Source organism: Lelliottia wanjuensis (genome assembly GCF_030238365.1).
Taxonomy (GTDB): domain Bacteria; phylum Pseudomonadota; class Gammaproteobacteria; order Enterobacterales; family Enterobacteriaceae; genus Enterobacter; species Enterobacter wanjuensis.
This window is the reverse complement of record NZ_JASSOT010000067.1, coordinates 1-25,080: the sequence shown is the minus strand read 5'-3', so window position 1 is coordinate 25,080 and position 25,080 is coordinate 1. Positions and strand designations below refer to the sequence as shown.

25 protein-coding genes are annotated in these 25,080 nt (G+C 54.2%); 11 read left to right on the top strand and 14 right to left on the bottom strand.

The window, feature by feature from the left end; all coding sequences use genetic code 11:
* Positions 1–53 precede the first annotated feature (53 nt).
* From anmK to pdxY, 5 genes are all read left to right on the top strand, one after another.
* A complete protein-coding gene (gene anmK, locus QQF33_RS19965; protein ID WP_285158469.1) occupies positions 54–1,178 on the top strand; it encodes an anhydro-N-acetylmuramic acid kinase in 1,125 nt (374 codons plus the stop codon).
* Positions 1,179–1,273: 95 nt separating this feature from the next.
* Entirely contained in the window at positions 1,274–1,597 is a 324-nt protein-coding gene (gene mliC, locus QQF33_RS19960) for a C-type lysozyme inhibitor (protein WP_282493274.1), read from the top strand.
* Between the two features lie 57 nt (positions 1,598–1,654).
* Positions 1,655–2,311, top strand: coding sequence for a pyridoxamine 5'-phosphate oxidase (gene pdxH / locus QQF33_RS19955; RefSeq protein ID WP_285158468.1), 657 nt, complete (start codon positions 1,655–1,657; stop codon positions 2,309–2,311).
* A 125-nt stretch (positions 2,312–2,436) separates the two neighbouring features.
* Positions 2,437–3,711, top strand: a complete 1,275-nt coding sequence (gene tyrS / locus QQF33_RS19950; RefSeq protein ID WP_282493272.1) for a tyrosine--tRNA ligase — start codon at positions 2,437–2,439, stop codon at positions 3,709–3,711.
* A 65-nt stretch (positions 3,712–3,776) separates the two neighbouring features.
* A complete protein-coding gene (pdxY, locus tag QQF33_RS19945) occupies positions 3,777–4,637 on the top strand; it encodes a pyridoxal kinase PdxY (protein WP_285158467.1) in 861 nt (286 codons plus the stop codon).
* A gap of 143 nt (positions 4,638–4,780) precedes the next feature.
* On the opposite strand, the gene gstA is transcribed toward pdxY, so the two are convergent.
* The 12 genes from gstA to blr all read right to left on the bottom strand — a co-directional run bounded on the left by gstA (position 4,781) and on the right by blr (position 14,961).
* Positions 4,781–5,386 carry a glutathione transferase GstA gene (gene gstA / locus QQF33_RS19940; RefSeq protein ID WP_282493270.1) on the bottom strand — a complete coding sequence of 202 codons (606 nt, stop codon included), beginning with the start codon at positions 5,384–5,386 and terminating at the stop codon, positions 4,781–4,783.
* Positions 5,387–5,495: 109 nt separating this feature from the next.
* Positions 5,496–7,004, bottom strand: a complete 1,509-nt coding sequence (gene dtpA / locus QQF33_RS19935) for a dipeptide/tripeptide permease DtpA (protein ID WP_282493269.1) — start codon at positions 7,002–7,004, stop codon at positions 5,496–5,498.
* 620 nt (positions 7,005–7,624) lie between these two features.
* Positions 7,625–8,260: an endonuclease III gene (nth, locus tag QQF33_RS19930; protein ID WP_285150230.1), complete on the bottom strand. Its 636-nt coding sequence runs from the start codon at positions 8,258–8,260 to the stop codon at positions 7,625–7,627.
* Positions 8,257–8,943 (bottom strand): electron transport complex subunit E, encoded by a 687-nt coding sequence (locus QQF33_RS19925; RefSeq protein ID WP_285150231.1) that lies wholly within the window; start codon positions 8,941–8,943, stop codon positions 8,257–8,259. The genes nth and QQF33_RS19925 overlap by 4 nt, the downstream gene beginning before the upstream one ends.
* A 2-nt stretch (positions 8,944–8,945) precedes the next feature.
* Positions 8,946–9,566, bottom strand: coding sequence for an electron transport complex subunit RsxG (gene rsxG, locus QQF33_RS19920; RefSeq protein WP_285144664.1), 621 nt, complete (start codon positions 9,564–9,566; stop codon positions 8,946–8,948).
* A gap of 10 nt (positions 9,567–9,576) precedes the next feature.
* Positions 9,577–10,629 carry an electron transport complex subunit RsxD gene (rsxD, locus tag QQF33_RS19915; protein ID WP_285144663.1) on the bottom strand — a complete coding sequence of 351 codons (1,053 nt, stop codon included), beginning with the start codon at positions 10,627–10,629 and terminating at the stop codon, positions 9,577–9,579.
* Positions 10,630–12,639 (bottom strand): electron transport complex subunit RsxC, encoded by a 2,010-nt coding sequence (gene rsxC, locus QQF33_RS19910; RefSeq protein WP_285158466.1) that lies wholly within the window; start codon positions 12,637–12,639, stop codon positions 10,630–10,632.
* Complete coding sequence (rsxB, locus tag QQF33_RS19905) at positions 12,632–13,207, bottom strand: electron transport complex subunit RsxB (RefSeq protein ID WP_282493263.1); 576 nt, start codon at positions 13,205–13,207, stop codon at positions 12,632–12,634. Before rsxB ends, rsxC begins: the two co-directional genes overlap by 8 nt.
* Positions 13,207–13,788, bottom strand: coding sequence for an electron transport complex subunit RsxA (gene rsxA, locus QQF33_RS19900; RefSeq protein WP_095281828.1), 582 nt, complete (start codon positions 13,786–13,788; stop codon positions 13,207–13,209). Before rsxA ends, rsxB begins: the two co-directional genes overlap by 1 nt.
* 76 nt (positions 13,789–13,864) lie before the next feature.
* The gene (locus tag QQF33_RS19895; protein ID WP_282493262.1) at positions 13,865–14,305 is read right to left on the bottom strand and encodes a DUF2569 domain-containing protein; all 441 of its coding nucleotides are present in this window, start codon (positions 14,303–14,305) and stop codon (positions 13,865–13,867) included.
* A gap of 86 nt (positions 14,306–14,391) precedes the next feature.
* A complete protein-coding gene (ydgT, locus tag QQF33_RS19890; RefSeq protein ID WP_064325909.1) occupies positions 14,392–14,607 on the bottom strand; it encodes a transcription modulator YdgT in 216 nt (71 codons plus the stop codon).
* Between the two features lie 228 nt (positions 14,608–14,835).
* Complete coding sequence (blr, locus tag QQF33_RS19885; RefSeq protein ID WP_174348432.1) at positions 14,836–14,961, bottom strand: division septum protein Blr; 126 nt, start codon at positions 14,959–14,961, stop codon at positions 14,836–14,838.
* A gap of 247 nt (positions 14,962–15,208) precedes the next feature.
* Between blr and QQF33_RS19880 the strand changes: the two genes are divergently transcribed.
* The gene (locus tag QQF33_RS19880) at positions 15,209–16,249 is read left to right on the top strand and encodes an oxidoreductase (RefSeq protein ID WP_282493261.1); all 1,041 of its coding nucleotides are present in this window, start codon (positions 15,209–15,211) and stop codon (positions 16,247–16,249) included.
* 834 nt (positions 16,250–17,083) lie between these two features.
* On the opposite strand, the gene add is transcribed toward QQF33_RS19880, so the two are convergent.
* A complete protein-coding gene (add, locus tag QQF33_RS19875) occupies positions 17,084–18,082 on the bottom strand; it encodes an adenosine deaminase (protein WP_285150236.1) in 999 nt (332 codons plus the stop codon).
* A gap of 168 nt (positions 18,083–18,250) precedes the next feature.
* Positions 18,251–18,871 (bottom strand): helix-turn-helix domain-containing protein, encoded by a 621-nt coding sequence (locus QQF33_RS19870; RefSeq protein ID WP_285144657.1) that lies wholly within the window; start codon positions 18,869–18,871, stop codon positions 18,251–18,253.
* Between the two features lie 629 nt (positions 18,872–19,500).
* Here QQF33_RS19870 and QQF33_RS19865 point away from each other — a divergent pair.
* From QQF33_RS19865 to QQF33_RS19845, 5 genes are read left to right on the top strand one after another with little or no spacing between them, the layout of a single operon-like run.
* The gene (locus tag QQF33_RS19865) at positions 19,501–20,031 is read left to right on the top strand and encodes a fimbrial protein (RefSeq protein ID WP_285144656.1); all 531 of its coding nucleotides are present in this window, start codon (positions 19,501–19,503) and stop codon (positions 20,029–20,031) included.
* A gap of 60 nt (positions 20,032–20,091) precedes the next feature.
* The gene (locus QQF33_RS19860; RefSeq protein WP_285144655.1) at positions 20,092–20,769 is read left to right on the top strand and encodes a fimbrial biogenesis chaperone; all 678 of its coding nucleotides are present in this window, start codon (positions 20,092–20,094) and stop codon (positions 20,767–20,769) included.
* A gap of 39 nt (positions 20,770–20,808) precedes the next feature.
* Positions 20,809–23,337 carry a fimbria/pilus outer membrane usher protein gene (locus tag QQF33_RS19855; protein ID WP_390888434.1) on the top strand — a complete coding sequence of 843 codons (2,529 nt, stop codon included), beginning with the start codon at positions 20,809–20,811 and terminating at the stop codon, positions 23,335–23,337.
* A complete protein-coding gene (locus QQF33_RS19850; RefSeq protein ID WP_285144653.1) occupies positions 23,334–24,389 on the top strand; it encodes a fimbrial protein in 1,056 nt (351 codons plus the stop codon). Before QQF33_RS19855 ends, QQF33_RS19850 begins: the two co-directional genes overlap by 4 nt.
* 14 nt (positions 24,390–24,403) lie before the next feature.
* Positions 24,404–24,913 carry a fimbrial protein gene (locus QQF33_RS19845; RefSeq protein WP_285144652.1) on the top strand — a complete coding sequence of 170 codons (510 nt, stop codon included), beginning with the start codon at positions 24,404–24,406 and terminating at the stop codon, positions 24,911–24,913.
* Positions 24,914–25,080: the final 167 nt, after the last annotated feature.

Below are 25,080 nucleotides of genomic sequence, written 5' to 3'. Positions count from 1 at the left end.
CTAACTTTATGGTGGAGTGTTAACCCCAAGCCCTGAAAACTTAAGGAAAGCGCATGAAATCGGGTCGCTATATCGGTGTGATGTCTGGCACCAGCCTTGACGGTGTCGATGTTGTCCTTGCTGCAATTGATGAAAATATGGTGGCGCAGCAGGCCAGCCTGACCTGGCCGATCCCCGTTGAGCTGAAGGAAGCGATTCTGAGCATTTGCCAGGGCCAACAGCTGACCCTGTCGCAGCTGGGGCGGCTGGACGTACAGCTGGGATCGCTGTTTGCTGATGGCGTGCTCGCACTGATGCAGCAGGAAAATCTGCAGCCGAAAGACGTGGTGGCGATTGGCTGTCACGGCCAAACCGTCTGGCACGAGCCGGTCGGGGACGCGCCGCATACGATGCAGATTGGCGACAACAACCAGATCGTGGCGAAAACCGGTGTGACGGTGGTGGGCGATTTCCGCCGTCGCGATATCGCGCTTGGCGGACAGGGCGCGCCGCTGGTTCCAGCGTTTCACCAGGCGCTGCTGGCGCATCCGCTTGAACGCCGGATGGTGCTCAATATCGGCGGTATCGCCAATCTCTCCATGCTCATTCCAGGCCAACCGGTGCGCGGCTACGATACCGGCCCCGGCAATATGCTGATGGATGCCTGGATCTGGCGTCAGCGCGGCAAAGCCTACGACAAAGACGCACAGTGGGCCAGCGAGGGGAAAGTGATCCTCCCGCTGCTGCAATCGATGCTGAGCGATCCCTATTTTGCAGCACCTGCGCCGAAGAGCACCGGTCGGGAATACTTTAACTACGGCTGGCTTGAGCGCCAGCTGACGCCGTTCCCGGCGCTGGCCGCGCAGGATGTGCAGGCGACGCTGGTGGAGCTGACGGCAATCTCAATCTCTGAACAGGTCTTGCTGAGCGGCGGCTGTGAACGCCTGCTGGTGTGCGGTGGCGGGAGCCGTAACCCACTGGTGATGGCGCGTCTCGCCGGGCTGCTTCCTGGCACCGAGGTGACCACCACCGACGTGGCCGGGATTAGCGGGGATGATATGGAAGCGCTGGCCTTCGCCTGGCTTGCCTGGCGCACGGTCGCCGGACTGCCGGGAAATCTGCCCTCTGTCACCGGTGCGCGCGAAGCCAGCGTATTGGGGGCCATTTTTCCGGCCAACCCACGTCAGAATCAGAGTTAACTGAAACAAAGCCCGGTCTGTTGCGGTTAAAATCCACAGGAATACAGGAGGGTGACTTCACCCTCCATGACCAGGATAGTCTTCGGAACAGGCCCATGAAAAAACTTCTGCTTGCTTTTGCCCCTCTCTTACTCGCGGGTTGTAGCTACTACAACCAGTTCGTCGATCGCATGAACACCGACACGCTGGAATATCGCTGCGACGAAAAACCGCTGACCGTGAAGCTGAATAACCCGCGTCAGGAAGCCAGTTTCATCTATGACAATAAAGTGCTGAACCTGAAACAGGGAATGTCCGCCTCCGGGGCGCGCTATACCGATGGGATTTACGTCTTCTGGTCGAAAGGTGACGATGCCACCGTCTATAAACGCGACCGCGTCGTGCTGAACAACTGCGTGCTGCAGAATCCGAAGCGTTGAGATTTTTCCAGGGGCGGCGCACAATAGCGCCACCCAATTCTAATTTCAGCTAACGCCATGTCAGATAACGATGAATTGCAGCAAATTGCGCATCTGCGCCGTGAATACACCAAAGGCGGCCTGCGTCGCCAGGATCTTCCCGCTGAACCCCTCGTCCTTTTTGAGCGCTGGCTGAAACAGGCCTGTGAGGCCAAACTCGCCGATCCGACGGCGATGGTCGTTGCCACCGTCGATGAGCACGGCCAGCCGTATCAGCGCATCGTCCTGCTGAAACACTACGACGAAAAAGGGCTGGTGTTTTACACCAACCTTGGCAGCCGTAAGGCCCATCATCTGGAAAACAATCCGCGCATCAGCCTGCTGTTCCCGTGGCATATGCTGGAGCGTCAGGTGATGGTGACCGGCAAAGTCGAACGCCTTTCGACGCTGGAAGTGCTGAAGTATTTCCATAGCCGTCCGCGCGACAGCCAGATCGGTGCCTGGGTCTCCAAACAGTCGAGCCGTATTTCGGCGCGCGGCGTGCTGGAGAGCAAATTCCTCGAGCTGAAACAGAAATTCCAGCAGGGCAAAGTGCCGCTCCCGAGCTTCTGGGGCGGATTCCGCGTGCCTGTTGAACAGATGGAGTTCTGGCAGGGCGGCGAACATCGTCTCCATGACCGCTTTTTATACCAGCGTGACAGCGACGCGTGGAAAATCGACCGACTGGCCCCGTAATCCGCGAAATTTGTTGTCGTAAGCGCTAGCGCTGGATGGGCTGGCGCTTTATTCTATGTCACTTTCGCGTTAGGCGAAAAGTCGTGTACCGACAGAGGTGCAGTCGTTTATACATGGAGAATTTGATGGCAAGCAGTAACTTGATTAAACAATTGCAAGAGCGGGGCCTCGTGGCCCAGGTGACGGACGAAGCAGCGTTAGCAGAGCGACTGGCGCAAGGCCCGATCGCGCTCTATTGCGGCTTCGATCCCACCGCTGACAGCTTGCACTTGGGGCATCTTGTTCCATTGTTATGCCTGAAACGCTTCCAGCAGATGGGCCATAAGCCTGTGGCGCTGGTGGGTGGTGCGACCGGTCTGATTGGTGACCCGAGCTTTAAAGCCGCCGAGCGTAAACTGAATACGGAAGATACCGTGCAGGAGTGGGTGGATAAAATTCGCAAGCAAGTTGCGCCATTCCTCGATTTCGATTGCGGCGAAAACTCCGCGATTGCGGCCAACAACTACGACTGGTTTGGCGGCATGAACGTGCTGACTTTCCTGCGTGATATCGGCAAGCACTTCTCCGTTAATCAGATGATCAACAAAGAAGCGGTCAAGCAGCGTCTGAACCGTGACGATCAGGGCATCTCCTTCACCGAGTTCTCCTACAACCTGCTGCAGGGTTATGACTTCGCCTGTCTGAACAAACTGCACGGCGTGGCGCTGCAGATTGGCGGTTCCGACCAGTGGGGCAACATCACGTCCGGTATCGACCTGACGCGTCGTCTGCATCAGAACCAGGTGTTCGGTCTGACCGTTCCGCTGATCACGAAAGCCGATGGCACCAAATTCGGTAAAACCGAAGGCGGCGCGGTGTGGCTCGATCCGAAGAAAACCAGCCCGTACAAATTCTACCAGTTCTGGATCAACACCGCCGATGCGGACGTTTATCGCTTCCTGAAGTTCTTCACCTTCATGGACATTGAAGAGATCAATGCGCTGGAAGAAGAAGACAAGAACAGCGGCAAAGCGCCTCGCGCGCAGTATGTGCTGGCCGATCAGGTCACCAGCCTGGTTCACGGTGAAGAAGGCCTGGCGGCGGCGAAACGCATTACTGCCAGCCTGTTCAACGGTACGCTGAGCGATCTGAGCGTGGAAGATTTCGAGCAGCTGGCGCAGGATGGCGTGCCGATGGTTGAGATGGAGAAGGGCGCAGACCTGATGCAGGCGCTGGTGGATTCCGAGCTGCAGCCGTCCCGCGGTCAGGCACGTAAAACTATCGCTTCTAACGCCATCACCATCAACGGTGAAAAACAGGCCGATCCGGAATACACCTTCGCAGAGAGCGATCGCCTGTACGGCAAATACACGCTGCTGCGTCGCGGTAAGAAGAATTACTGTCTGGTTTGCTGGAAGTAATCACAAGTGTTTGAGGGGCGTGGGAAACCACGCCCCTTTCTTTTTTCAGGGTTGTGGTAAGAAAAATGAATAACATCCTCGCCATTCAGTCCCACGTTGTTTTTGGACATGCCGGCAACAGCGCCGCTGAGTTTCCCATGCGCCGTCTCGGTGCCAACGTCTGGCCACTCAACACCGTTCAGTTCTCCAATCATACGCAGTACGGCAAATGGACGGGCTGTGTGCTGCCCGCGTCGCACTTGACGGAGATTGTGCAGGGTATCGCGGATATCGACCAGTTGAAGCGCTGTGACGCCGTGCTGAGCGGTTATCTCGGCTCTGCAGAGCAGGGCGAGCATATCCTCGGTATCGTGCGTCAGGTGAAAGCGGCGAACCCGTCGGCCAAATTTTTCTGCGATCCGGTGATGGGTCATCCCGAAAAAGGCTGTATTGTCGCGCCGGGCGTGGCGGACTTCCACGTGCGCCATGCGATGCCCGCCAGCGACATTATCGCGCCGAATCTGATTGAGCTTGAGATCCTGTGCGAACACCCGGTGAACAGCGTGGAAGAAGCCGTGACAGCGTCACGTGAGCTGATCGCTCAGGGGCCGGAGATCGTGCTGGTGAAGCATCTGGCGCGGGCTGGCATCAGCCACGACCGTTTTGAAATGCTGCTGGTGACGAAAGATGACGCCTGGCATATCAGCCGTCCGCTGGTGGATTTTGGTGCGCGTCAGCCGGTTGGTGTGGGTGATGTGACCAGCGGGTTGATGTTGGTGAAACTGTTGCAGGGCGCATCTCTTCGCGACGCACTGGAGCATGTGACCGCCGCGGTGTATGAAATCATGATCGCGACCAAACAGATGGATGAGTATGAGTTGCAGGTAGTGGCGGCGCAGGATCGTATCGCGAAGCCGGAGCACTATTTTAGCGCGACGCAGCTTTAAAGCATTGCCGGGTGGCGTTCACGCTTACCCGGCCTGTCACATCGAAATACGCTGTTTTGCCGGGTGGCGGCTTTGCCTTACCCGGCCTACAAAACTGTAGGCCCGTGCAAGCGCAGCGCCGCCGGGCAAAACAGACCGCTCCGTTAGTTCAACCCTTCCGCCTTCAGCGCCGCCGCCACGCCCGGACGCGCCGCCATACGTTCCATATACGACTCAATGTGGCTTAACCCTTCCAGATTCAGCTTCACAGCGCGCGCCCAGCGCAGAACCGTAAACAGATAGGCGTCAGCAATGGTAAAACGCTGGCCGCAAATCCACTGATCGTCTTTCAGGGATTCGTTGATGTACTGCAGTTTTTTCTCAAGCAGGGCACGAACGGTCGGTTTGTACTCCTCAGGCGTATCCGGGCGGAACAGCGGCGTAAAGCCTTTGTGCAGCTCGGTGGCGATGTAGTTCAGCCACTCCAGGGTCTTATAGCGGGAAATGCTGCCGGTCGGGGCCAGCAGCTGGCGATCGGGAACGGTGTCTGCCAGGAACTGCATGATCGCCACGCCTTCGGTGAGCAGGGTGCCGTCGTCCAGCACCAGAGCCGGAACCTGTCCTTTCGGGTTAATCGCGAAGTAGTCCTCGCCATTCTCCAGACGCTTTTTCATCAGGTCGACGCTATCGAGCGTGAAATCCTTGCCGCTCTCGCGCAGGGTGATGTGTGAAGCCAAAGAGCATGCGCCTGGTTTGTAGAACAGTTTCATCGGTAACTCCTTTTTGCTGAGGTTAGAAGCATGTTAATGCGCGGGCTCATAAAAAAAAAGCCGCTAACGCACAGTTAGCGGCTTCTCTTCAGTCGTTTCCCGATGACAATTACGCGGTAGCGGTATCCGTCGCTTTTGCGGCTTTGTCGTCGTCCTGAGTCATACGATTCAGTTTAGGTGCAGTCAGCAGCATCAGCACAGCAATAACTGCGGTCGCGATACCGATCTGCATGAAGACGCGACCGTAAACTTCCAGGGAGACCAGTGGGTCAGTCACGTTTTCTGGAACCGCCATCAGGTTTGCAATCTTACCAGCAATGATCGCCGCACCCGCGGTAGTCAGGAACCAGCTACCCATGATGAAGCCCATCAGACGCTGCGGAACCAGCTGTGCAACCATCGCCAGGCCCAGACCAGAGATCATCAGCTCACCGATAGACTGCAGCGCATAGCTCAGAATCAGCCAGTTTACAGACACGATACCCGCGTCGGTCGCGAACTTGGTGCCCAGAGGCAGAACCAGGAATGCGCCAGAGCACAGCACCATACCGATGGCAAACTTGTGCGGCATTGGCAGACGGTCGCCCATCTTGTTATAGATAGCGGCCAGAATCGGGCTACCAATCATGATCCAGAACGGGTTCAGTGCCTGGAACTGCTCAGGTTCGAACGCGATGCCCAGAATGGCGTGCTCAACGTTACGAATTGCGAAGAAGTTCAGGGAGGTTGGCATCTGGCTGTACAGGACGAAGAAAACAACCGCCTGAATCATCAGAATGAAGGCCACGATCATCTTACGACGCGCTGCGCCCTGCATTGCGAACGCTTCTTTCGCGAAGATGCAGATGATACCCAGAGCCACTACGCCCAGAACGGCACGTGCAACGCCCTGGTTGTGCAGCAGCCAGGTGGCGATGGTCGCAAGGATCACGACACCGACGATGGTTGCCAGCAGTTTGCCCATGTGAACCGGTTCGAAGTCAGGTTTTGAACCGTAGTTTTTGACCCAGCGTTTGCAGAAGGCAAAGTTAACCACGGTGATCAGCATACCTACGACGGAGAGGGAGAACGCCACGCTCCAGCCGAACTTCGCGGCCAGCCACGGAGTCGCCAGCATAGAGAAGAAGGAACCGATATTCACCGACATGTAGTACATGGTGAATGCACCGTCGAGACGCGGGTCATCTTTGCTGTAGCAGGTAGACAGCAGGGAAGACGGGTTAGCTTTGAACAGCCCGTTACCGACGGCAATCGTCGCCATACCCATGTAGACAACCGCTGCATCGTGACCGGACCACGCCACCAGCGCATAACCGATCGCCAGAACGATGGCGCCCAGCATGATGACGCGTTTGGTGCCCAGGACTTTATCGCCTAACCAGCCGCCGACGGCGACCAGGCCGTAAACCAGTGCGCTGAATGAGGAGAACAGTGTGATGGAGTCAGCTTCGGACATACCCAGTTGTTTAACCAGGTAAACAGCCATAATCCCTTGCAGGCCGTAAAAACCAAAACGTTCCCATAACTCGATAGAGAAGATGAGATAGAACGCTTTAGGTTGTTTGAAAGCGTTTAAACTTACGCTCTCTTCTGTTGGTTTATTGTTTGCAGTAGACACATATACCTCTTTTTTTACATCCCATATTAACGGGGGTGTTCATAGCGTAATCGACCGGAATCCATTCGCCTTATAGTTATATTGGGAGGGGAAACGGCGGGTAATGTTCACTATCCTGGCCCATCTGGCAATACATTTGTAATACTCTGTTACATATAACCGACATGGTATAATCAGCGGGTCAGGCAAATGTTATTTAGCGTTAAATCTCACAGCCAGAGAATTGGTGGTTTTTTTCACTACGGAATGCCCTTAAAAAGCCCCGCATGGCGATATGTTCTGCTATATGCCCTTTCAGGCAGTCAGATGACCCATAATCCGAAAATGAACTGGTTTAATCTGTGGGTAACGATCGGTCATAGCCTGTGCAGGCAAGGGCTTATCAGGTTTTTAGATACAAAAATCCAACATGACGTTATCACAGTGATCTCTGTCACAGATGTATAGAAAATTTCGCTGACGAAAAAACAATTAACCTGCCTGAGTGTTAATGAACCGAACAATCAACAGGTCTAAAAGTCAGCGCAGCGGATAATAAATGGGCAAAAGGAAGGTTCACGGTTAGACCTTCCTTTTGTAAGGGATTGATTGCGTGAGAGGATAACAAAATGCAGCAGATATCAGAGATCGACTTTCTCTTTAAACTCGCATAAATCTTCAATCAGGCACGAGCCGCAGCGCGGTTTACGGGCGATACAGGTATAACGCCCGTGCAAAATCAGCCAGTGATGGCAATCGACTTTAAACTCGGCAGGAACGACTTTGAGCAGCTTCTCTTCGACCTGCTCAACGTTCTTCCCCGGCGCGAAATTAGTGCGGTTACAGACGCGAAAGATATGCGTATCGACGGCAATCGTCGGCCAGCCGAAGGCCGTGTTGAGCACCACGTTCGCCGTTTTACGCCCGACGCCCGGCAGCGCTTCGAGCGCCGCGCGGTCTTCCGGCACGTCACCGCCGTGTTGTTCGACCAGAATACGGCAGGTCTTAATCACGTTTTCGGCTTTGGTGTTAAACAGGCCGATGGTCTTGATATACGACTTCACGCCGTCCACGCCCAGCTCGAGCATCGCTTGTGGCGTATTGGCGACGGGGTAGAGCTTTGCCGTCGCTTTGTTGACGCTGACATCAGTCGCCTGCGCGGAGAGCAGGACCGCGATCAGCAGCTCAAAAGGGGAGCTGAAGTTCAGCTCCGTTGTCGGATGCGGGTCGTTGTCACGCAGGCGCGACAGAATCGCTATGCGTTTCTCTTTATTCATACAGCCTTCTCAGGAAGTCCTTCCTGCACGCTGCGCTCGGCGGCGCGGCGCTTACGTTTCTCATCAATGAGGTATTTTATCGCCAGCATCATGCCAAGGCCAATAAAGGCACCCGGCGGCAGCATCGCCAGCAGGAACGGCGTGTCGGTATGGAAAACTTCAATGCGCAGGACTTTCGCCCAGCTGCCCAGCAGCGCATCCGCGCCATCGAACAGCGTGCCGTTGCCGAGGATTTCACGCAGCGAGCCCAGCACAAACATCGCGCAGGTCGCGCCCATGCCGATGGCAAAGCCATCCAGGGCGGAGATCAGCGGATCGTTCTTCACCGCGAAAGCTTCCGCACGGCCCACCACAATACAGTTGGTGACGATCAGCGGGATAAAAATCCCCAGCGACTGGTACAGGCCAAACGCGTAGGCGTTGATCAGCATCTGCACGATACTCACCACCGAGGCGATGATCATCACGTAAATCGGGATACGGATTTCCGCTGGCGTCCAGCGGCGCAGGGCAGAGATCGACAGGTTGGTCAGGGTCAGTACCAGCGTCGTCGCCAGCCCCAGACCCAGGGCGTTGGTGGCGGTTGATGTTACCGCCAGCAGCGGGCACATTCCGAGCAGTTGCACCAGCGCGGAGTTGTTCTTCCAGAGACCCTGGACAATAACCTCTTTAACCTGGCTCATGATTACTCCTCACACCCGGGAAGATTGTTAAGTTGCGCGGGCAGCGTTTGGGCATACAGCCCGGCGCGTTTAACCGCATTCACCACCGCGCGCGGCGTAATGGTCGCACCGGTAAACTGGTCGAACTCGCCGCCGTCTTTTTTCACCGCAAAGGCAGTGTCGTTTTCACCGTGAATCACTTTTCCGGCGAAGTGCAATATCCAGTCGCCGAGGCGCAGCTCGATTTTATCGCCCAGGCCCGGCGTTTCGTGATGCTCGGTGACGCGCGTACCCAGTACGGTACCGGAGAAGTCGGTCCCGACCAGCAGCTGGATCGCACCGGAGTAGCCGTCCGGAGCGGTCGCTTCCATCACCGCGCCCACGGCGGTATCGCCTTTGCGCGCAATGAAAATGCGGTGTTCACCTTTGCCTAACTGCGGGGCCTGTACGATAAAGCAGCTTTTCTGCAGGTCATTATCGTAGAAGTCCGACGGGATCACCTGATCGAACAGCGCTTTTTGTTGCTTCGCCGCTTGCTCTTCAATGGTGTTTTTAGTCAGTTCATTCACCAGCGCGGTCAGACCGGTCAGGGCGGCGGCGAAGATCGCCAGCGTCACGCCGTGTTTTTGCATCGTTTTCAGCATGGCGAATCCCTTAGCGGTGGCCATACACGCGAGGACGCGTGTAGTAGTCAATCAGAGGCACCGTAATATTGGCGAGCAGAACGGCAAAGGCCACACCGTCTGGATAACCGCCAAAACTACGAATCAACCACACCAGCAGACCCGCCAGCGCACCAAAAATCAGGCGTCCACGGTTGGTGGTGGAGGCGGTGACCGGGTCGGTCAAAATAAAGAACGCGCCGAGCATGGTAGCCCCTGAGAGCAGGTGCATCTGTGGGCTTGGCAGCGGCTCGGACGAGAACGCCCAGCCGAGCGTGGCACAGATCGCCAGCGTCACCAGGAAGCTGACCGGAATGTGCCAGCGAATCGCTTTCTTCCACAGCAGGAATACGCCGCCCAGAAGATAGGCGATATTCACCCACTGCCAGCCAGCGCCCGCCAGCACGCCGCTGTAGATCGGGTACTGCATGATCTGCTCCAGGCTGTGACCGGCATGCAACGAGGTTTTAAAGGTGTCGAGAGGTGTCGCCTGGCTTACCCCGTCCACGCCCATGCGCAGGGTGTTCATATCGCCACCCGTCGCCGTATGCCCGGTGAAGATCACCTGCAACGCATCCATAAAGCCCGGCACCGTCGCGGCAATCTCATGCGGCGGCAGCCAGCTGGTCATCTGGACCGGGAAGGAGATCAGCAGCACCACGTAACCGATCATCGCCGGGTTGAACGGGTTATGCCCCAGCCCGCCGTACAGCTGTTTGGCGATAATGACCGCAAAGACCGTACCCAGCACCACCATCCACCAGGGAGCAAACGGCGGAATACTGATCGCCAGCAGCAGGCCCGTCAGCAGGGCGGAGTTATCGGCGAGGATGCGGGTAACGGGCATTTTGCGCAGTCGAAGCACCAGCGCTTCAGCGGCCAGCGCACTACCGCCGCCGAGGAGGATCTGAAACAGTGTCCCCCAGCCAAAAAACCAGAACTGCACGGCAATGCCCGGCAGGGCCGCCAGGCAGACCAGCATCATAATGCGCGACGTCTGGCGCTGGTTATGGGTGTAAGGGGAACTTGCGATTCTGAAAACCATTTAATCCTCGTTTACTGCCTGCTGTGCGGCTTTCTTAGCCTGAACGCGCGCAATCGCGGCGGCGACTGCGGCTTTGCGTGGGTCGTCGTTTGCTGCGAGTTCGGCTTCCTGCTGGGCCGCTTTACGTGCTTTCGCACGGGCGATAGCCGCTTCAACGGCGGCTTTACGCGGGTCGACGGGAGCTTCCGGCGCGGCTGGCGCTTCCTGCTGGGCCGCTTTACGGGCTTTAGCGCGTGCGATAGCCGCTTCAACGGCGGCTTTACGCGGATCGACGGCAGCTTCCGGCGTAACAGCTTCTTCCTGCTGCGTCGCTTTGCGCGCTTTGGCACGAGCAATCGCCGCTTCCACAGCCGCTTTGCGCGGGTCGATTTCTGCGTCCTGCGCTTTCTCCGCCTGACGCGCGCGGGCCTGCGCTTTACGCGCTTCGCGGGCGGCGATGGCTTCGCTGTTATCCGGTTTTTCACCGGCAGGGATAATCACCGGCTGGGCAGCAGAGGCTTTCTTCTCGCGAACGCGTGCCAGCGCGGCATTGATCGCATCCTGATCTTTTTCGGCTGGCTGCACCGCAGCCTGCTTATGACGCTCCTGGCGCGCCAGTTTTTCGCGCTCAAGACGTGCCTGACGCGCTTCAAAGCGAGCTTTGGCTTCCGCCGCGCGTTTGTCTTCCAGCGAAATAGCGTAAATCTCGGCCTTTTCCTGGCGGAAATATTGCACCAGCGGAATACTGCTCGGGCAGACCCATGCGCAGGCCCCGCACTCGATGCAGTCGGCCAGATTGTGGGCTTTGGCTTTGTCGTGCAACTGGCCTTTGCTGTACCAGTAGAGCTGCTGCGGGAGCAGATCCGCCGGGCAGGCGTCGGCGCAGGCGCTGCAGCGAATGCAGCCTTTCTCTTCCTGCTCTTCGCCCATTTCACTGGCGGAAGGCGCCAGCAGACAGTTGGTAATTTTCACCACCGGCACGTCGAGCCAGGGGAGGGTAAAGCCCATCAGCGGGCCGCCCATGATCACCATCTGATCGCTGCCCGGACAGAATCCGGCCTGCTCCAGCAGATGGCGCACCGGCGTACCCAGACGCGCCCAGACGTTGCCCGGCTGCGAAACGGATTCCCCGGTCAGAGTCACCACGCGCTCGGTCAACGGCTCGCCGTCGATCACCGCGCGTTTCACCGCGTAAGCCGTACCGACGTTTTGCATCAGCACGCCGATATCGGACGAACGGCCGCCGTGCGGAACCTGTTTGCCGGTTAAAATTTGCGTCAGCTGCTTTGCGCCGCCGGACGGGTATTTGGTCGGAATGACGCGCAGGCCAATATCGTGGCTGCCTGCCAGCACCGCACGCAGCATGGAGATCGCCTGCGGTTTGTTATCTTCGATGCCGATCAGCACTTCGCGCGGCTGCAAAATGTGGGCAAGAATGCGAATGCCTTCCACGACCTGCGCGGCGCAGTCCTGCATCAGCCGGTCATCGGCGGTGATGTAAGGCTCGCACTCGGCGGCATTGATGATCAGGGTCTCGATCTTGTCGCCACCGCCGCGCAGTTTGGTCCCGGTCGGGAAGCCAGCGCCGCCGAGACCGGCCACGCCGAACTGATGGATGCGTTCGATTAGCGTCTCGCGGCTCTGGGCGCGATAATCGCTCCAGCCGTCGCGCTCAATCCAGCGGTCTTCGCCATCCGGCTCGATAGTGACGCTTAATTCAGACAGCGCCGAAGGGTGGGGCACCGTGTGTGGGGCAATCGCCACCACTGTCCCGGAGGTCGGGGCATGGACCGGGAGCATACGCCCGCGGCCGAAAGTCAGCTGTTGGCCGCGCAGGACGGTGTCGCCGACCTTGACGCACAGCTCGCCTTCCGCGCCGATATGCTGTTTCAGCGGCATGACGAAACGGGTCGCCAGCGGGATCTGGCGCAGCGGCGTGCCGCTGGACTGGGTTTTCATCTCCGGCGGATGAATGCCGCCGTCGAAATCCCAAATCTTCTCTTTTCTGAAAGCAGAAAATAACTTAAGCATGGTGTTCCACAGGAATTATACGAACTGGAATGGTTTGAAGATCCCACTTCCAGCTGTCAGTCGTCGTCTCGACCGGACGCAGCTCGATGCATTGCGTCGGGCAGGGGGCCACGCAGAGATTGCAGCCCGTGCACAGATCCGCCATCACGGTGTGCATCGCGCGGGTCGCACCGACAATGGCGTCAACCGGGCAGGCCTGAATGCATTTGGTGCAGCCGATACAGTTGGCTTCGTCGATCACCGCCAGGGCGCGCACCGGCTCTTGCGCCGTTTCGTCGCCATCCACCGGCTGCGGATCAACGTTCAGCAGCGCGGCGATTTTCAGCATCACGGCTTCGCCACCCGGCGCACAGCGGTTAATTTTTTCACCGTTGCCGACGGCCTCAGCATACGGACGGCAGCCCGGATAGCCGCACTGGCCACACTGGCTTTGCGGCAGGAGATCGTCAATTTTTTCCACGACAGGATCGCCTTCGACCGCAAAGCGGCGCGAGGCGTAACCCAGAATAATGCCAAAAAACAGCCCCAGCACGCTGATGGAGGCGATGGCAATCCAGATAGCATTCATTACAACTTCACCAGACCACTGAAGCCCATAAAGGCCAGAGACATCAAACCGGCGGTGACCAGCGCGATGGCGTTACCGCGAAACGGTGCCGGAATATCGGCAGCGGCCATGCGTTCGCGAATCGACGCAAACAGTACCATGACCAGTGAGAACCCGACCGCGGCGGAAAAACCGTACAGCGCGGATTGCAGGAAATTATGCCCAAGGTTGATGTTGAGCAGCGCCACGCCGAGAACGGCGCAGTTAGTGGTGATCAGCGGCAGGAAGATGCCGAGCAGGCGATAGAGCGCCGGGCTGGTTTTACGCACCACCATTTCGGTAAATTGCACCACAAAGGCAATCACGAGGATAAACGCCAGCGTGCGCAGATAGGTCAGGCCTAGGGGGATCAATATCCAGGTATCAATCCACCAGGCGCAAATAGAGGCCAGCGTCATCACGAAGGTGGTCGCCAGCCCCATGCCCATCGCGGTCTCCAGTTTTTTGGAAACCCCCATGAACGGGCACAGGCCAAGGAACTTCACCAGCACGAAGTTATTAACCAGCACAGTTCCGACAAAGAGCAGTAAGTAATCGGTCATTATTTAGCCTGAAATAAAAAAGCCGCCTATTATCGGATAAACCACAACGGGCGACAACAGGATAACTGTAGGGTTATTACGGATTCACAAAGGTCTTTTTCACGCGGGCAGAGCGCCTGAAATAGGGTGCGAAGATCGCAGCGGCCAGCAGCGGGAACAGAAGCTGGCGGGTCGCCAGTAAATCTGACACCGGGGAAAAGGCAAACGCCTTAATCGCCAGCAGCACAGAGATCAGCAGCCAGATAATATAGTGCTTAGGCACTTTCTGACGGCGTTTAAAGAAGGCGATGGTCAGCCACAGGGTGTAGTACCACATGGCAATAGCAAAAGCGAATGAGACAAACCACAAGGCAATATTCAGCGTGCTTTGGGAGGTCAGATTTTTTAACGCATACGGCGTCACGAGAGCCGTGGTGTACAGCAGCAGCGCCAGCGATGCGCTTAACAAAGCAACCAGTAACCAGGCGAGCGGGGCGAGTAACCAGCCTCCGATTTTTTCTCCAGGCGATGTGGTCATGTTATCTCCCTCAGTCTGCGCGAAATGATACCCGGCAAATTTACCGGGGCGTGAGTATATAACATTTCGCGCCGATGGCTACCGTCTTACAGCACGTAGCGCCAAACTGATTTAGGGACTTCGCCGATATTGAACAGACGACCGCCGGAAACCAGCTCTGCGCGGCGGTGATCGGCAGCGCGGTACATATTGATGATGTCCTGATTATCGGTCAGCGTGTAGTTCAAATGATCAAACAGTTTTTCCAGGCTCTCGAGAGAACTGATTTTGCGAAATTTTAATAAATAGTCCTGAACTGTCATGGTAATAAGCTTCCATTTTAAAAGTAAATCATACAAGTAGGGTAATTCGCTCGAATAATAAACGGATAAATAAGGACGTAAACTGCCCACTCAAGGATTAAAGCTAAATTAGGAGTTTTCTTTTATAAATTCAGGCGTCGAACGACGCCCGGAGAAGAAGGTTAACCCTGATGACTGCGGCTGGCAACAAGCAACTGACAGGATATGTCACTCTTTTGGCAGCAAAAGCTATTTCGCCTGCGAAGCCGCAACGGGCTCCGGCGGCTGGTAGTTATCAATATGGCTGGCAACGCCGAGCAAAATGACAGAAACACCCAGGACAACCCATCCCGCTAATTCAACGATTCTATTAATGATTGACGTCATAATCTTTTGTTTGTGATTTATCCATAAATACAGGTTGAGAATGTTACAGCGTGATTTCGGCTATCGCAAGCCCTTCGGGAACGGTTTCCCTTCATGAATTCAGCAGGTTATATAAATGTAACAAAGACCTCCGGTGAGTCATGCTGGTTTTAGTTTTGTAATCCATTACAAAACTATTGTGACAGCAATGTTGATAGTGTGAGAATGGGTGAAAGACAAGACGAGAGGCAACGACATGAGTGACAAAATCCGCGTCGGATTAATTGGTTATGGTTACGCGAGCAAAACGTTTCACGCGCCGCTGATTGCCGGTACGCCTGGAATGGAGCTGGCGGCGGTTTCGAGCAGCGACGAGGCTAAAGTTCACGCTGACTGGCCCTCGGTGCCGGTAGTGTCTGAACCTAAGCACCTGTTTAACGATCCGAATATCGATTTAATCGTCATCCCCACGCCGAACGATACCCACTTCCCACTGGCGAAAGCGGCGCTCGAAGCGGGCAAACACGTGGTGGTGGATAAGCCCTTCACGGTGACGCTCTCTCAGGCGCGCGAACTGGATGCGCTGGCAAAAAGCCTGGGGCGTCTGCTGTCTGTATTCCATAACCGTCGCTGGGACAGTGATTTCCTGACGGTGAAAGCGCTGATGAACGAAGGGACGCTGGGAGAAGTGGCGTACTTCGAGTCTCATTTTGACCGCTTCCGTCCGCAGGTGCGTAACCGCTGGCGCGAGCAGGCCGGTCCGGGGAGCGGCATCTGGTACGATCTGGCCCCGCATCTGCTGGACCAGGCGGTGAACCTGTTCGGTCTGCCGGTGAGCATGACGGTGGATCTCGCGCAGCTGCGCCCGGGCGCACAGGCGACGGACTACTTCCACGCCATTTTAAGCTATCCGCAGCGTCGCGTGGTGCTGCACGGCACCATGCTGGCGGCCGCAGAATCTGCGCGCTATATCGTGCACGGCACGCGCGGGAGCTACGTGAAGTTTGGCCTGGATCCGCAGGAAGACCGCCTTAAAAACGGCGAGCGTTTGCCGCAGGAAGACTGGGGCTACGACATGCGCGACGGCGTGTTAACGCGCGTTGAAGGGGAAGAGCAGGTGCAGGAAACCTGGCTGACCCTGCCGGGGAACTATCCGGCGTACTACGCGGGGATCCGCGACGCTCTGAACGGCACGGGCGAAAACCCGGTTCCGGCAAGTCAGGCGATTCAGATTATGGAACTGATAGAGCTGGGCATTGAATCCGCGAAACACCGCTCGACGCTCTGTCTGGCGTAACGCAAAAAAGGGCCGGCGAATTTGCCGTAATGCTGGCCAGTTAAGCATCTGAGGTTGTTCCGTTCACCTTATGTTCAGCAGAATATAATCGCGTCACAACCTGTGAACGTGCAAAGGGGGCCACGCGGCCCCCTTTGCAATCCCCGCGCCCCGCCATGAAATCGGTGCTTCGCACTGCGCTCACCTTCCGGCCTGCTGCCTGCGGTCGGCTCGACTCGTGATTACTCGTCCCATCCATGGGACTCGCCCCTTCGGGGCCAGCGCAAGCGCTGTTCAAAATTGCTCCCGGCAATTTTGTCCTGTCTCGTTTCGCCTCTGGCCGCCATCCCTGGCGTCCAGCCCTTGTCATCTGGCCTCCGGTTCGCCGATTTCTGCGGGGACCCAACACCGGTGCCACATTCAAACGACTAAGAAGGTTGAGGGATCGTGAGTCCGGCTGAAAATCGCCGAAGCGTTTCCTGGAGGCTGGGTCGAGGCGCAGGGATGCGCCGAGAGGGGGCGACCTGCATGGATGCAGGATCGCGCCCGACCCGAAAGCCGTAAGGAATAAGCTGAGGGCACCGCGAAGCGGCGATTTTCTTTGCCGGGAGCCGGGGTTGCCAGGGTGGTGGCGATTGAGCCACCCTGGCACGTTCACCGCAGAGAGATGGACCGGAAGCAGAGGAACGAAAGTGAACGGAACAATACCACTGATGCCATAAAGGTCCTGGGACAGGCAAAATAATGAATTTAAATTCATTATTTTGCTTAACTGACTGGCATTACGGCGAATTTGCCGGCCTTTTATATTCATTTGTAGGCCGGGCAAACGAAGTGCCGCCCGGCAAATGGCTATCACCCTGCAACTTTATCGCGCAAGGCCTGTTTCTCTTCTGCGCTTAAGAACGCAATTTCCAGCCCGTTAATCTGCGCCTGACGAATCTGTTCCCGGCTTAGACCCGCCTGCGGTGCGGCAACATTATACTCATGAACAATATCGACACCCTGAACTGCCGGGTCGTCGGTGTTCAGCGTTGCCAGCACGCCGTGCTCGAGGAAAGTTTTCAGCGGATGCTGCGCCAGAGACGCGACCGTGCTGGTCTGGATATTGGACGTCAGGCAGGATTCGATACCGATGCGCTGCTCGGCCAGGAAATCCATCAGGGCCCGGTCTTCAACGGCTTTCACGCCGTGACCGATACGCTCAGCACCCAGCTCACGAATCGCCTGCCAGATGCTTTCCGGACCCGCCGCTTCGCCCGCATGGACGGTGATATGCCAGCCCGCGTCGCGCGCACGGTTGAAGTGGGAAAGGAACAGACTGCCAGGGAAGCCCAGCTCATCACCGGCCAGATCGACGGCGGTGATGTGGTCGCGGTGCGCCAGCAGCGCTTCGAGCTCCTGCAGACAGGCCGCTTCACCAAAGGTGCGGCTCATAATACCGATCAGACGCGCCTGAACGTTAAAGGCTTTACAGCCTTCGTGCACGCCTTCAATGACCGCTTCCACCACGCCTTCAACAGGCAGGTTGTGGTTCATCGCCATATAGCCCGGAGAAAAACGCAGCTCGACGTAGTGCAGGCCATTGCGCGCCGCATCTTCGATATTCTCAAACGCCACGCGACGGCAGGCATCCAGCGACGCCAGCACTTTCACGCCCCAGTCCAGTTTGCTGAGGAAGCTGACCAGATCCGGCTCGTTAGCCGTCACCTGAACATGTGGAATCAGGGTTTCAATGGTTTGCGCGGGGAGAGATAAATTAAACTGGCGGCCAAGATCGAGAATGGTTTGGGCACGAATGTTGCCATCAAGGTGACGGTGAATATCGGTTAAAGGCAGGCGGGTATCAATCATGGTCGCACTCTTTTTCTGGTTAAAGTGCAGCGCATTATACAATAATTTATAGAAAATTTAACGACAGGTTAGCAGGCGTGCCTGAGAATATGAAAGGAGGCTGCTTGTGAAACTTCCTGGGCAGTCTCCGTGTTTCACGATCCTTGTTGAACGTATTGATTCTGAGGGCTAGTAGTTTTCAGGTAAGTGATGAACCTCTTTGAGTATCCCTTTGACAATAACGATGTAACCTCCATCTTTTAAATCAGAAAGAATACGCATTATACCGCTTCGTGAGATGCGCGTTTTGCTGCGTATGTAGGTTTCGGCCAGGATGTTATCGCGCACCTCTTCCGGCATATTAATCAATTCATAGAGTTGATACCGAACGATATTGTAAGTAGTCGGGGCCGTCAGTTTAAATATCTTTTCAATGCTGATGCTGTTGATGGCCAACTGGTGCCTTGCGAAAAGCTCCCAGAGCCGATGGCGGTGTAGCAGCTCAAATAAGTCTTCACGATTAATGATAGCAATTTCCGAGGGCACGATGACTTTAATGGTATAGATGGACTCAGTTCCTGGAGGCAAAGGGATAGCGCCTCGCAGCGTTGGCGCATCAAACAACTCAACGAGGATATCGTCAGGCTGTCTGTACACGGAGACCGCTCCTTTGCGCACAAAATAGCAAACGGGTTTTTGGGTTGCGCCAATCGTAAAGCGGGTATTGATGGGAATGTCGCGGTATTGCAAAAAAGGCTCAAGCTTATTCATCAGAGCCAGTAGGTTTTCAGGATCTGTCTTGGTTGCCATTTGGACAACTTGAGTCATTGTTGAAGTAATCATAAATGGAATATTATTTTTAATAAATATTAATTAGAGAGTAGACAGTGAAAAAGGTTTAGTCAAATTTAAAATTATTAATTCATGCACATGAGGGTTAATTTCCATGCCCGAACTGTCTGTGTTAATCAAAAATCGTATTAAATAACCTCTTCGCTTATCACTATATTATCTGTACTTAAATGAAATATGCTGCCTTATGAATTGAGTGCCAGAGGAGGTATCGACAGTCGTTCATACTTTGGGGGGCACTTGTGTTATCTCTCTTTATAGGCGAACACTCAACATATATCAATCTACCATCCTGGCAATATAAAATCTGACTGTATTTGATCCAGATTTGGATTGGGGAGAGATGGGCTATGAGGGATTTATAAGATTTCGCCCAATCTAAATTGGGATCGGTTTTGCGTTGATACATAAATACACACTCTGCATAATTCATTCCGAGTTAACGACTAAGCGTATAAGTAGATGCATATAATTTTATGCATTGCTGTCGACATTCGTTAATTGTTGAAGTTTGAAATGATTGATGGAACATATCTCTGGATCTTAGAGCTTCAATTATTAACCACATCCCAATCAAGGAATTTGTAATGAAAAAGAATTTTATCGCTATTGCGGTAGTTGCTACTGCTGCTGTTTCTATGTCTAACGCTTTTGCTGCGGCAGGCACCGTGAATTTTACCGGCGAGATTCTTGATAAAGCATGTACCGTTGACGTTGATTCTCAAAATCAGACTGTTGCACTGGGTTCATATAATAAATCTGAGTTTACTGCCGCTGGCAGCGTAACAGCCGCAAAAAAATTCGCCATCGTGCTGAAGGATTGTCCGGCGGCTGTAACAACGGCTCATGTACGTTTTGATGGTACACCAGAGCCTACCGATTCCACGCTGCTGGCAATCGACGGTTCAGTAGCCGGTGCGGCAACAGGTGTGGCTATTAACCTGATGTCAGCCGACAAGAATCAGCTGCCACTGCATAGCGATAACAGCTATCGCTACACACTGAGCAGCACTGCGGATAACACCCTGGATTTCTACGCACAGTACAAATCCACCGCTGCCACTGTGACTGCAGGTCCTGCTAACTCTGTAGCCAGCTTCTCTGTTGTTTACAATTAATTCCCTCGACGGGAAGTAATATGAGGCCGATTTTCGGCCTCATTTTAATTGAGGTATAAAATGAATTTTCTTCGCAAAACTTTTATTGCCAGCGCTTTAATTATTGCTGGTGCTTCTGTCGCTCATGCTGGTGTCATCATTGGTGGCACCCGCGTAATATATGATGGCAATAAAAAGGAAGCCTCCATTAGCGTAAACAATCCGGACGCCACGCCTTATCTTATTCAGTCATGGATAGAAACGCTAAACGGAGGGGTTGAGAAAGCTCCTTTTATTATCACACCGCCACTGTATCGTCTCGATAAAGATCAGCAAAACGTTGAGCGTATTATTATGGCGGGTGCATTACCTCAGGATAAGGAAAGCCTGTACTGGCTAAATATCAAAGCGATTCCGTCTGCACCTAAAAAAGAAAATAGTTTACAGGTCGCAGTAAAAACACGGATCAAGCTGATTTACCGACCTGAAGCCCTTAAAGGCATCGCACCGGAAGAACTGGCTGAAAAATTAACCTGGAGTCATTCGGGTGACCAGCTTCGTGTCACAAACCCGACACCTTATGTAATGAATTTCAACCAAATTAGCGTCGGCGGAAAACAGCTGGAAGACGTGTCGTATGTTCTGCCGGGGGCGACGGCGCAGTTCACTCTGCCTAAAGGCGTGAGCAGTGGGGCACTGACATTTACTGTGATTAATGATTATGGCGGCCCAGGGAAACCCCATAAGAATGCGATTTAAGTTAATGAAACAACAATATTCAAATGGATTTTCAGGTTGATGGTGATGATGAAACAAACGTTCAGTTTTAAACCGGCCAGGCTGGCACTTTTTATTGCGGCTGCGCTGGGCATGATGACTCATGTAGTCAATGCCCGCGATGAATTCAATCCCGAGCTGCTTGAAGTGGACAATCCAGGTGCCGGTAAAACTGACCTGTCAGCGTTTGAAGCTGGTTCCCAGGCTCCAGGGACTTATCATGTGGATATTGTTCTTGATGAGCAACTGATGGACACGCGCGATGTTGATTTCAAAGGGACGACAGATACCAACGGTGAAACCGTTTTACAGCCTTGCTTGACCCTGGAACAGCTTAAAGCCTGGGGAGTTAAAACAGAGCTCTTCCCCAGTCTGGCAGCCTCTGGGCAGTGTGTTGATCTGGCGGCTATCCCTAAGGCCTCGGCGGATTTTCAATTCGCGACCCAGCGCCTTGTGATCAGCGTGCCTCAGGCAGCGTTAGTCCCTCAGGCCCGCGGCTATGTACCGCCTGAGCAGTGGGATGAGGGCATCAATGCAGTAATGCTGAATTACAGTGCCAGCGGCTCAAATAACTGGCAGCGTGGGAATAATGGCGGTTCAGATAATAGCCAGTATGCGAACTTGCGTCCGGGCGTGAATATCGGTCCATGGCGTCTGCGTAATTATACCACCTGGAACCGTGACACTAACGGTCAGGATAAGTGGGACACGGTCTATACCTACGCTCAGCGTGATGTCATCCCCCTGAAGGCTCAGTTCACCGCCGGTGACAGTAATGCACCGAGTGATATTTTTGACAGTATGCCGTTTCGTGGTGCGCAGTTAGCGTCTGACGACGACATGCTCCCGGACTCGCTGAAAGGCTATGCGCCAGTGGTTCGTGGAATTGCCCGCACTAACGCTCAGGTAATTATTCGCCAGAACGGCTACCAGATTTATCAGAGCTATGTCGCACCCGGTGCCTTTGAAATTACCGATATGTATCCCACCGGTGGCGCGGGCGATCTGGATGTAACGATAAAAGAAGCCGACGGCAGTGAACAGCATTTTACGGTGGCGTTTGCATCGCTTCCGGTACTGCAGCGTGAAGGCCGTTTTAAGTATGCCCTGACAGGAGGGCAATATCGTTCTTATGACAGCAGTGTCGATAAAACGCCGTTCGGTCAGTTGACCGGAATTTATGGCCTGTCGTATGGGGTAACGATTTACGGCGGTGTGCAGGAATCGAGCAAATACCAGTCTCTGGCGAGCGGTATCGGCAAAAACCTGGGGGACTTTGGTGCATTCTCTGTGGATGTGACTCAGGCCTGGTCGACACCGAAAGATGAGATCAAAACCAGCGGTCAGTCCTGGCGCGCGCGTTACAGTAAAAACATTCTTGATACCGGTACCAACTTCGCTATTGCAGGTTACCGCTATTCCACCAGCGGATATTACGGCATGCAGGAAGTACTGGATTCCTACAGCAATAACGGTGGTGTGATTGATCGCCGTCGTAATCGTATGGAACTGACGGTCAGTCAGACCCTGGGGCAAGATCTGGGCTCACTTATGCTGAGTGCGGTACGCGAAGATTACTGGAATTCTGAACGCACCATGCAGTCGTACAGTGCGGGGTATAGCAACTCCTGGCGCGGCATGAACTATGGCCTGACCTACACCTACAGTAAAAATGGTTCAGCAACAGGTAATGGCGATCAGACCTATTACGATAAAGACCAGCAGTTGGCGGTGAATATCAGTATTCCGCTGGAGAAATTCCTGCCGCAGTCGTGGGCCAACTACAGCATGAACGCCAGTAAAGAGAATGGCACTACGCACACGGTCGGCGTGAGCGGTATGGCAATGGAAAACAATGCGCTTAACTGGAACGTGCAGCAGGGTTATGGCACCGACGACGTGGGTTATACCGGCAGCATGAATGCTGACTATAAAGGCACCTACGGCGAGATGACCGCAGGCTATGGTTACGATAAAAACAGTGATCGTGTGAACTACGGTATCCAGGGCGGCATCCTGGCGCATGAAGATGGCATTACCTTTAGCCAGCCGCTGGGAGAAACCAACGTGCTAATTAAAGCGCCGGGTGCAAAAGGGGTTGATATTCAAAACCAGACTGGCGCAAAAACCGACTGGCGCGGTTATACCACCGTCAGCAACCTGACGGTTTACCGTAAAAATGATGTGGCGCTGCGCACAGATTCTCTGCCGGATGATGTGGAGCTGGATCTGACCAATAAAGCGGTTATTCCGACACGTGGTGCGGTGGTACGTGCTGACTATATTGCCAGTGTGGGTATGCGAGTGCTGATGACGATAACTCAGGCAAATGGTCAACCAGTGCCTTTTGGTGCAATAGCAACGCTTGAGGGTCAAAAGACAAATGGCTTTATTATTGGCGATAACGGACAAGTATATTTATCCGGGTTGCAGCAAAGCGGTCGGATGAATATTAAGTGGGGGGAATCCTCTCAGCAAAATTGTAGCCTGAGCTTCCATTTACCTGAACAATCCAAAGGTGTCGCCATGCTGAACGAGCAGTGTCAATGATGGAAATTTCGATGAAATATATAAAACTAGTATTCTTACTCTTTATTGGTGTGTTTCTTTTGCCTGGTTATTCGTTTGCCAGTTATAGCTGTTCACCTCTGTCTGGCTCTATTTCAGTCAATTTAAATACGATCACCGTGCAACGAGACACGGCCGTGGGCACACTTTTGGCAACCATTACTGGGCCCAACGCATCAGCCTATAGTTGCTACGTGTCAAACCCGTCATCAGGTACGACTTTAGTTCTTGGTGTGCAATCTATTCTTGGTTACTACGGGCACATGGATGGGATCAGTGTCTACAGAACGAATGTCCCAGGAATCGGTATTGGAATCGGTGGTGCTGGATCAATGAACGGTTTTAACTACACGACCTATGTTGGCGATGGTACCTCATCGTGGTATGGATCAGATTGGAACAGTGTCGTAGTTACAGCAACTTACGATAGTAAAACTATTTCATCTTACATTTCACCGATAATAAAAGTGTATAAGATTGATGACGCTAGCTCCGGAGTTATATCCGGACAGGTAGGGGCGGTCATTATGGGTATGAGCAACGGTTTTAACACAAGCTATGTGAGTAGTTGGGCTCAAGATATTCCACTGATGGTGACGGGTACGATTAATGTGGTGGCCTGTTCAATTAAAACACCAACGCTCAATTTCCCAATAGGGGATGTACTGGCCTCGAAATTTGGTTCAACTGTTGGGACCACACCATCGGACGCTCAAAATACGCAAAATCTGGGTCTGGATTGTGACCCTCAGGCAAATATCAATGTCAGTTTATCCGGAACTCAAAACCCGGATGTCGGCACCACCAGCGTGCTGGCATTAACAGGGCAAGGTGACGCTGGCGTCGCTCAGGGCGTGGGCGTGCAAATTGTTTATAACGGCTCTCCGCTGACATTAAACAACCGAATTGTCTTGAAAAAATCCGCAGGCGGCCAGGAAACTTTTCCTTTAACCGCTCGCTATTATCAAACCAGAACATCTGTGACCACGGGTACGGCAAATACATCTGCAACGCTGAACTTAACCTATCAGTAAAAAAGGAATTTATAATGAAAGTTAAAATGTTATCAGCCGCGATGCTTATGTTATTCAGTGCACTATGTCATGCATCGGATCCGGTAAGTTTACAGGTGACAGGGAATATCATCGCCTCGCCGTGTCAGATTAGTAGTGAAAGCGTCAATAAAGCCGTTGACCTTGGGCAGGAAATCCAGTTATCCGATCTGCAAACTGCGGGTGGTGCCTCGCCCTGGGTTAATTTCACGCTGGATGTGGATTCTTGTCCACAGGGGACAACGAAAGTCACTATGACGATGCATGGTACCGCAGATGCCACCAATCCCGCTGATATGTATGTCAGCACCGGTGTGGCGGAAAATGTTGCGGTGCAGGTACAAAGCCAGGCAGGGGACGCATTAGGTGATGGGAAATCGATTACGGGTAATATCGCTAGCAGCGCGTATTCATTTCCGCTGCGTGCACGAGTATACAGTGAAAACGGTGATGCTACCGCAGGCTCAGTGAAAACAACCATTACAGCAACCTTTGTCTACCAGTAAAAATTCGCCCGGCGGCGCTGCGCTTGCACGGGCCTACTGGTTTTGTAGGCCGGGTAAGCGCAGGGTATGAACCGGAAACATGGGTAACACTTTAGACCGGATACATGGGTAACAGTTATAACTGGCATAGAAGAGGAGACTCACTATGCCCTGGACTGAGACCCGAC